Source organism: Caulobacter sp. P1_B12_2 (genome assembly GCF_056406675.1).
Genome location: NZ_JBFTZS010000208.1, coordinates 1 through 7,810, shown reverse-complemented (window position 1 = coordinate 7,810; position 7,810 = coordinate 1). Strand labels below are relative to the sequence as shown.

Annotated in this window: 7 protein-coding genes; 6 read left to right on the top strand and 1 reads right to left on the bottom strand. The window is 65.6% G+C overall.

Annotation, left to right across the window (positions count from 1 at the left end; genetic code table 11):
• The 6 genes from AC1DZ6_RS14085 to phoB all read left to right on the top strand — a co-directional run.
• A partial coding sequence (locus AC1DZ6_RS14085) for a sensor histidine kinase (protein WP_477097789.1) occupies positions 1-848 on the top strand: 848 nt, incomplete at its 5' end.
• Positions 849-1,412: 564 nt separating this feature from the next.
• Positions 1,413-2,855, top strand: coding sequence for a phosphate ABC transporter permease subunit PstC (gene pstC / locus AC1DZ6_RS14080; RefSeq protein WP_477097788.1), 1,443 nt, complete (start codon positions 1,413-1,415; stop codon positions 2,853-2,855).
• Positions 2,848-4,152 carry a phosphate ABC transporter permease PstA gene (gene pstA / locus AC1DZ6_RS14075; protein WP_477097787.1) on the top strand — a complete coding sequence of 435 codons (1,305 nt, stop codon included), beginning with the start codon at positions 2,848-2,850 and terminating at the stop codon, positions 4,150-4,152. The genes pstC and pstA overlap by 8 nt, the downstream gene beginning before the upstream one ends.
• Positions 4,153-4,204: 52 nt before the next feature.
• A complete protein-coding gene (gene pstB, locus AC1DZ6_RS14070; protein WP_477097786.1) occupies positions 4,205-5,053 on the top strand; it encodes a phosphate ABC transporter ATP-binding protein PstB in 849 nt (282 codons plus the stop codon).
• A gap of 17 nt (positions 5,054-5,070) precedes the next feature.
• Positions 5,071-5,763, top strand: coding sequence for a phosphate signaling complex protein PhoU (gene phoU / locus AC1DZ6_RS14065; protein ID WP_477097785.1), 693 nt, complete (start codon positions 5,071-5,073; stop codon positions 5,761-5,763).
• A gap of 15 nt (positions 5,764-5,778) precedes the next feature.
• The gene (gene phoB / locus AC1DZ6_RS14060; protein ID WP_012288542.1) at positions 5,779-6,471 is read left to right on the top strand and encodes a phosphate regulon transcriptional regulator PhoB; all 693 of its coding nucleotides are present in this window, start codon (positions 5,779-5,781) and stop codon (positions 6,469-6,471) included.
• Between the two features lie 176 nt (positions 6,472-6,647).
• Here phoB and AC1DZ6_RS14055 read toward each other — a convergent pair whose 3' ends face one another.
• Complete coding sequence (locus AC1DZ6_RS14055) at positions 6,648-7,397, bottom strand: hypothetical protein (protein ID WP_477097784.1); 750 nt, start codon at positions 7,395-7,397, stop codon at positions 6,648-6,650.
• Positions 7,398-7,810 lie beyond the last annotated feature (413 nt).

Genomic DNA, 7,810 nt, shown 5'->3' with positions numbered 1-7,810 from the left:
GAGCACCAGCAGGGCCAGGCGCGACCCGCGCTCGTCGACGCCCAGCGGGGCGCAGTGCGCCGCCCACTCGCACCCGGGCCGACTTCCTGGCCAACGCCAGCCACGAGCTGCGCACGCCCCTGGCCTCGCTGTCGGGCTTCATCGAGACCCTGCGCGGCCACGCCAAGGACGATGTCGGGGCGCGGGACCGGTTCCTGGGCATCATGCAGGCCCAGGCCGAGCGGATGGCGCGGCTGATCGACGACCTGATGAGCCTGTCGCGAATCGAGCTCAACGAGCACATCGCGCCGCTGGGCCAGGTCGATCTGGCCATGGCGACGATCGACGTGCTGGACGCCCTGACGCCCCAGGCCAAGACCAAGGCCGTGGCCTTCGATCCCGTCCTGCCGCCGCGCGGGGCGGCCGTGGTCGAGGGCGATCGCGACCAGATCGTCCAGGTGATCCAGAATCTGGTCGACAACGCCATCAAGTACACGCCGCGCGACGGGGTGGTGCGGGTCGAGGTCTTTTCGGGCCTGACCGTCGACATGGCCGCCGCGCCGCGCGATCCCGCCGCGGCCCGCATGTCGCTGCTGACCCCCGACCACGCCGTCGAGGAGCGCTATGCGTCCCTGCGGGTCAGCGACCGGGGGCCGGGCCTGGCCCGCGAACACCTGCCACGCCTGACCGAGCGGTTCTATCGGGTCGAGGGCCAGAAGAGCGGCGAGCGCTCGGGGACGGGCCTGGGCCTGGCGATCGTCAAGCACATCATGAACCGACACCGAGGCGGCATGACGGTGGAAAGCGTCCAGGGCGAGGGGGCCGCGTTCGGGGTCTATTTCCCGATGGCGCGGGGAACGGAAAGCTGAGTTTCGCCCAAGGCCAGGGTGCTGACCTTTTCACGGCTAGGCACGACTAGTCCTACGCGAACGCCCGAGCGCATACGCTTGCTCAGCCAGAATAATAGATGTGGGCCGCGCGCAAAGGTGTGGGTCTAGTTGTGGCCGATCCAGTCATGGCCACATTGGCACAGCCCCGGGTCTATCGAGCCCGCTGTGCGAAAGGACTGGCAGCTGCAAATTTTGCAAGCGCCGGAACCACAAACGACGGTTTCAGCATCCACTTGGTCACAGCGGAACGGAGTCGGCGCGATTTCGTAAGGCTTGAACATGTCTTGAACCCCCTCAGACAAACTCAACCTTAGAATGGTAACGCTTGATCGGCGAAATCAATACGGTAGTTGCGCTACGGGCATTCGCGGCATGCCCGTCGATGGACGATTGATCTCCAGAACGCCCCCTCCCGGACGCTGTCGCAAAACTGTCGTCAAAACGTCGCATAAGGTCAGCGCCCGCCCGGCATAGATCGGCGTGGGCGGTACGGCGCGCTGTGCGCCGTCATCGCATCCCTTCGCGCAAGACCCCGCCGCACGCATGCTGACCTGGCTCTCGCTCCTCTTCCTCGTCCTGTTCTCGGGCGCGGCTTTCATGGCCGGCCGAAGCCGCGCGCTGAAGTCCTCCGGCGGCTCAGCGGCCAAGCTCCATTCGCTGCCGAACTATTACGGCATGTACGCCGCCCTGTGGGCCGGCGCCCCGGCGGCGCTGCTGCTCCTGCTGGGCGCCACCTTCGGCGGCCGGGTCGAGGACGCCATGCTGCAGGCCGAGCGGCCGGCGGCGGTGCGGGCGCTCACCCCGGATCGTCAGGACGTGTTCTTCAGCGACGTCAACGCCATCGCCACCGGCCAGTCCGCCTCCGAGGTGGCCTATGACGGCGCCCTGAAGACCGCCTTCGACGCCAAGGTGGTCGAGGCCAAGCGGATCGACGGCATCGTCAGCTATTCGGTGCTGGGCCTGGCCGGCCTGCTGGCCCTGGCCGGCTTCCTGCTGGCCACCCCGCGCATCAACACCGAGTTCCGGGCCCGAAACCGGGTCGAGGGCTGGATCGCCGGCGTGCTGATCGCCTGCTCGGTCGCGGCCGTCCTGACCACCCTCGGCATCGTCATGTCGCTGATCTACGAGAGCTGGCGGTTCTTCGAGAGCGTCTCGCCGCTGGCCTTCCTGTTCGGCACCGAATGGGCCCCGCAGATCGCCATGCGCGCCGACCAGGTGGCCTCGTCGGGCGCCTTCGGAGCCGTGCCGCTGTTCGCCGGCACCTTCCTGGTGATGATGATCGCCATGCTGGTCGCCGCCCCGATCGGCCTCTACTCGGCGATCTACCTGTCGGAATACGCCAATCGCGGCCTGCGCTCGACGATCAAGCCGCTGCTGGAGATCCTGGCCGGCGTGCCGACCGTGGTCTACGGCTTCTTCGCCGCCCTGACCGTGGGCCCGATCTTCCGCTCGTTCTTCAACGGCATCGGCGCCAGCCTCGCCGGCGGTCCCCTGGACAACCTGGCCCAGTACCTGATGCAGGTGCAGAACCAGATGGCCCTGGTGGCCGGGGTGGTGATGGGCATCATGCTGATCCCCTTCGTCTCCTCGCTGTCGGACGACATCATCAACGCCGTGCCCCAGAGCTTGCGCGACGGCAGCTACGCGATGGGCGCGACCAAGTCCGAGACCGTCAAGAAGGTGGTCCTGCCCGCCGCCCTGCCGGGGATCATGGCCGCCATGCTGCTGGCCGTGTCCCGCGCCGTCGGCGAGACCATGATCGTCACCATGGCCGCCGGCCTGCAGGCCAAGCTGACCGCCAACCCGCTGGACACCGTCACCACCGTGACCGTCCAGATCGTCACCCTGCTGACCGGCGACCAGGAATTCGACAGCCCGAAGACCCTGTCGGCCTTCGGCCTGGGCCTGACCCTGTTCGTGGTCACCCTGGGCCTGAACATCATCGCCCTGCGCATCGTCCAGAAGTACCGGGAACAATATGACTGACGCGGCCATTTCCCCCGGCGCCCCCGCCCCCAAGGCGGCCCAGCTCTCGGCGCGCGAAGCCCTGCTCAAGAAGCGTCACCGCTCGGAAAAGCTGTTCCGCGCCCAGGGCATCGCGGCGATCGTCATCGCCATGATCTTCCTGGTCGTGCTGGTCGGCCGCATCGTCGCCCAGGGCTATTCGACCTTCGAGACCCACACCCTGACGGTGCCGGTCTATCTGAACGCCGAGCGCATCGACGTGAACGCGCTGGAAGGCGTCAATTACGACTACATCGTCGCCGAGGCGATGATGAAGAAGCTGGGCGTCCAGGACGACGACCTGGGCACGACGTCGGCCAAGATCATGGACCTGACCTCGCGCGACTTCGGCAACCAGCTGCTGCAGATGATCAAGAAGGACCACTCGCTGATCGGCAAGACGGTCAACGTGACGGGTTCGGTCAAGGCCGACGCCGACCTCTACTACAAGGGCGAGATCAAGCGCTCGACCGCCGAGGGCGACCGCAAGCTCGACAACCAGCAGCTGGACTGGCTGGACCGGCTGCGCACCGACGGCACGGTCAAGGCCGGCTTCAACACCAAGTTCTTCACCAACTCCGACTCCACCGAGCCCGAACAGGCCGGCGTCTGGGGCGCGGTGATCGGTTCGGCCATGATGCTGATCATCACCGCCGTGATCGCCATCCCGGTCGGCGTGCTGGCCGCGGTCTATCTGGAAGAGTTCGCTCCGAAGAACCGCTGGACCGACGTGATCGAGGTCAACATCAACAACCTCGCGGCCGTCCCCTCGATCGTCTACGGCCTGCTGGGCCTGGCCCTGTTCATCAACTGGCTGCACGTGCCGCGCGGCTCGCCGCTGGTCGGCGGCCTGGTGCTGGCCCTGATGGCCCTGCCGACCGTGATCATCGCCACCCGCAGCTCGCTGAAGGCCGTGCCGCCGTCGATCCGCGAAGCCGCCCTGGGCGTCGGCGCCTCCAAGGCCCAGACCGTCTTCCACCACGTGCTGCCGCTGGCCATGCCCGGCGTGATGACCGGCGCCATCCTGTCGCTGGCCCACGCCCTGGGCGAGACCGCGCCGCTCTTGATGATCGGCATGGTCGCCTTCGTGCCCGGCGCGCCCGAAACCTTCACCAGCTCGGCCACCGTGCTGCCGGTCCAGGTGTTCATCTGGGAGAACGCTTCCGAGCGCGCCTTCCACGAACGCACCGCCGCGGCGATCATCGTGCTGCTGGTCTTCATGATCGTCATGAACGCCGCCGCCGTGATCCTGCGCCGTCGCTTCGAACGCCGGTGGTAGACTGATGCGCCTTCTCAATCCCCTCGCTTCCTCCCTTTCGCTGGGACACGCCATGCCGACCGAAAACCGCGACGACACCATCGCCGCTCATGCTCCGACCCTGGCCTCGGCCATCCCCGCCGGCCACGGCCACGTGACGACCAGCGAGTTCAAGATCCGGGCTCGCGACGTCAACGTGTTCTACGGCGACAAGCAGGCGCTGTTCGACGTCAGCCTGGACGTGCCGGCCAAGTCGGTCACCGCCTTCATCGGCCCGTCGGGCTGCGGCAAGTCGACCTTCCTGCGCTGCATCAATCGCATGAACGACACCATCCCGTCGGCCAAGGTCCAGGGCTCGATCGAGATTGACGGCAATGATGTCAACGCCAAGAGCGTCGATCCGGTGGTGCTGCGCTCGCGGGTGGGCATGGTGTTCCAGAAGCCGAACCCGTTCCCCAAGACGATCTTCGAGAACGTCGCCTACGGTCCGAAAATCCACGGCCTGGCCACCGGCAAGGCCGAGTTGGAAGCCATTGTCGAGGCCAGCCTGAAGAAGGCCGGCCTGTGGAACGAGGTCGCCGACCGTCTGCACCAGGCCGGCACCGGCCTGTCGGGCGGCCAGCAGCAGCGCCTGGTCATCGCCCGCGCCATCGCCGTCAGCCCCGAAGTGATCCTGATGGACGAGCCCTGCTCGGCGCTGGACCCGATCGCCACGGCCAAGATCGAGGAACTGATCGACGAGCTGCGCAACCAGTTCTGCATCGTCATCGTCACCCACTCGATGGCCCAGGCCGCCCGCGTGTCGCAGAAGACCGCCTTCTTCCACCTGGGCAAGCTGGTCGAGAGCGGTCCGACCGAGGAGATGTTCACCAATCCTCGCGACACCCGCACCCAAGACTACATCACCGGCCGCTTCGGCTAACCGGTAGGGATCGAGACATGACCGAGCACACCGTCAAATCCTACGGCGAAGAGCTGAGCCACCTCACGGCCGAGGTCACCCGCATGGGCGGCCTGGCCGAGGCCCAGGTCGCCGACGCCATCGACTGCATCGCCCGCCGCGACGCGCCCCTGGCCCAGCAGGTCGTGGCCCGCGACGAGCGGCTCGACATCCTGCAGGCCGAGATCGAGCGCAAGGCCTTCCGCCTGATCGCCCTGCGCCAGCCGATGGCCGTGGACCTGCGCCACGCCGTCGCCGCCCTGAAGATCTCGATGAGCCTGGAACGCTGCGGCGACATGGCCAAGAACATCGGCAAGCGCGCCCTGATCCTGACCGAAGCCGACCCGATGACCGCCCTGACCCGCTCGATCGAGCGCATGGGCCGCCTGGTCCAGGGCCGGCTGAAGGACGTGCTGGACGCCTACACCACCTCCGACCTGCAGCGCGCCGTCGGCGTCTGGGGCCGCGACGAGGAGGTGGACGAGCACTACAACGCCATCTTCCGCGAACTGCTGACCTACATGATGGGCGATCCCCGGACGATCAATCCGTGCGCCCACCTGCTGTTCGTCGCCAAGAACCTCGAGCGCATCGGCGACCACGCCACCAACATCGCCGAGATCATCCATTTCGAGCTGACCGGCGAGGAGATCATCTCCCAGCGGCCCAAGCTCGAAACCCTGTCGAACTGATAGAGGGCCGGCCTAGTGACTCCGTATGTTCTGGTGGTCGAAGACGAAGACGCCCTGGCCACCCTGCTGCACTACAATCTCGACAAGGAAGGCTATGTCGTCGGCGTGGCCGGCGACGGCGAGGAAGCCCTGACCATGGCTTCGGAGCGCGCTCCGGACCTGGTGATCCTCGACTGGATGCTGCCCAAGGTCTCGGGCATCGAAGTCTGCCGCCGCCTGCGCGGCCGCTCCGAAACCCGCAACGTGCCGATCATCATGCTGACGGCGCGCGGCGAGGAGAGCGACCGGATCCGCGGCCTCGACACCGGCGCCGACGACTATGTGGTCAAGCCGTTCTCGATGATCGAACTGACCGCCCGCGTCCGCGCCGTCCTGCGCCGCATCCGCCCGGGCCTGGCCGACGACCGCATCACGGTCGGCGACATCGTCATCGACCGCGTCGCCCACCGCGTGAAGCGCCAGGGCAAGGAAGTCCACCTCGGCCCCACCGAGTTCCGCCTGCTCGACTACCTGATGCAGCACCCGGGCCGGGTGTTCAGCCGCGAACAGCTGCTGGACGCCGTCTGGGGCTCGGACGTCTATGTCGAGGCGCGGACCGTGGACGTGCACATCGGCCGGCTGCGCAAGGCGCTGAACGGGGATGTGGACGGCGATCCGATCCGGACGGTGCGGTCGGCGGGGTATTCGCTGGATCTGGACGCGGCGTAGAGGCGGCGGACGCGGATCAGCGTTGGATAGAGCGACAGCCCCGGCCGAGAGGTCGGGGCTGTTGGCGTTGGGGGGCACCAATATTTGATTTCGGTCCTCAGTGAGTAGTAAGAAAGCGCGGCGACACAAACACAAGAATAATGTGAACATTGAAAGGGGTTATTGCAGAGAAGAGCCTATTTGTCGCTAGTGAGTACAGAAAATCTCATCCCACTAAACACAGTTATCTCCGAACTTCCTATAGCATCGGCCTGCTCAGGATTGTCGAAAAATTGCCGAGGGGAAAACTCACTCCTAAGTGCGAGTTGGATAAATTCAGGTTGATCGACGACGGCGATCAACTCGTCCGCAAGGGCGTTCGACTCCGCAGTGGCCTGAGCAGTGACCGCGTCAATCGCAAAGGCCGTAAGAGCGTCGAGATCGTCGATAATTTTGTTGTCCCAGCCACGGCGGCTGGTCGCAAAGCGGAGATACAGGTGATCGCCTTCAAACACCGCGACTGCTCGATCGTCTGCCCAGCTTGCCTCCTCTTCAGACTCGCTTCTGCCGTAGTGGGCCAATCGCCGATTGCGTAAGCTTGCGATGCGGTCGTGTGCGGCTGCCAAATCTGGTGGAAATTTCACACCCGTTGGAAATCGGCCGCTCCCATCAGAGACGAGCGCACGGCAATAGGCCACTACTGCGTAGACGCAAAGCGCCTCTCCGGCCGCCAGTTCAAACCCAGTAAATGTAGCTGGCGCGGGCATCTCACGAAGCAGTCCATTTAGTTCGTCGATTGCACGACGAACCTGATCGAGGTCGGTCTTAACGACTACCTTGCCATGAAAGCGTCGGATGCGCCGTTCCAACTCGGGATATTGGCGGCTGTCGTGCATCGCGCTGGCAAGCAGGCCGAGGTCAACATGGACGGGGGACGGCGATGACATCGTGACGCCCTTTCGAGCTTCCCGGATTCGAGCCAGGGGTCCGCCAAGTTCATGACGCTAAACAATTGATAGGCGTTGTCTACGCTCCGTCATCATAGGATTGAAACGTCAGCTTTCGTCACGTCTGGCGGTCGAGGGATCGCTTCGCGGCGTGAGGGAAAATCCTTGGCGATCTTTTTGTGAATTGCGTGCTGCCGCCTTTGGCATCCACTCTTTTGGGCTGCCCAGAAGATGTGCTTGTCTAAGCCCCATCCCCCCGGATGCGACCGCACCTTAAAGCCTTGGTGGATCGGAGGTCTGGCGTCTGGCCGTGTCAGGGACGGCCCCGCTGGGGCCGCCGCGGCGCGGCCGGCCGGAGGCCGGTCCTTGACACGGCCAGACGCCAGAGCAGGCTCGCCATCAAGGTTTTGAGG

Bases quoted from the DNA above. Each gene is read 5' to 3' on its own strand.
- pstC (WP_477097788.1), top strand. From the start codon at position 1,413: ATGCTGACCTGGCTCTCGCTCCTCTTCCTCGTCCTGTTCTCGGGCGCG.
- pstA (WP_477097787.1), top strand. From the start codon at position 2,848: ATGACTGACGCGGCCATTTCCCCCGGCGCCCCCGCCCCCAAGGCGGCC.
- pstB (WP_477097786.1), top strand. From the start codon at position 4,205: ATGCCGACCGAAAACCGCGACGACACCATCGCCGCTCATGCTCCGACC.
- phoU (WP_477097785.1), top strand. From the start codon at position 5,071: ATGACCGAGCACACCGTCAAATCCTACGGCGAAGAGCTGAGCCACCTC.
- AC1DZ6_RS14055 (WP_477097784.1), bottom strand. From the start codon at position 7,397: ATGTCATCGCCGTCCCCCGTCCATGTTGACCTCGGCCTGCTTGCCAGC.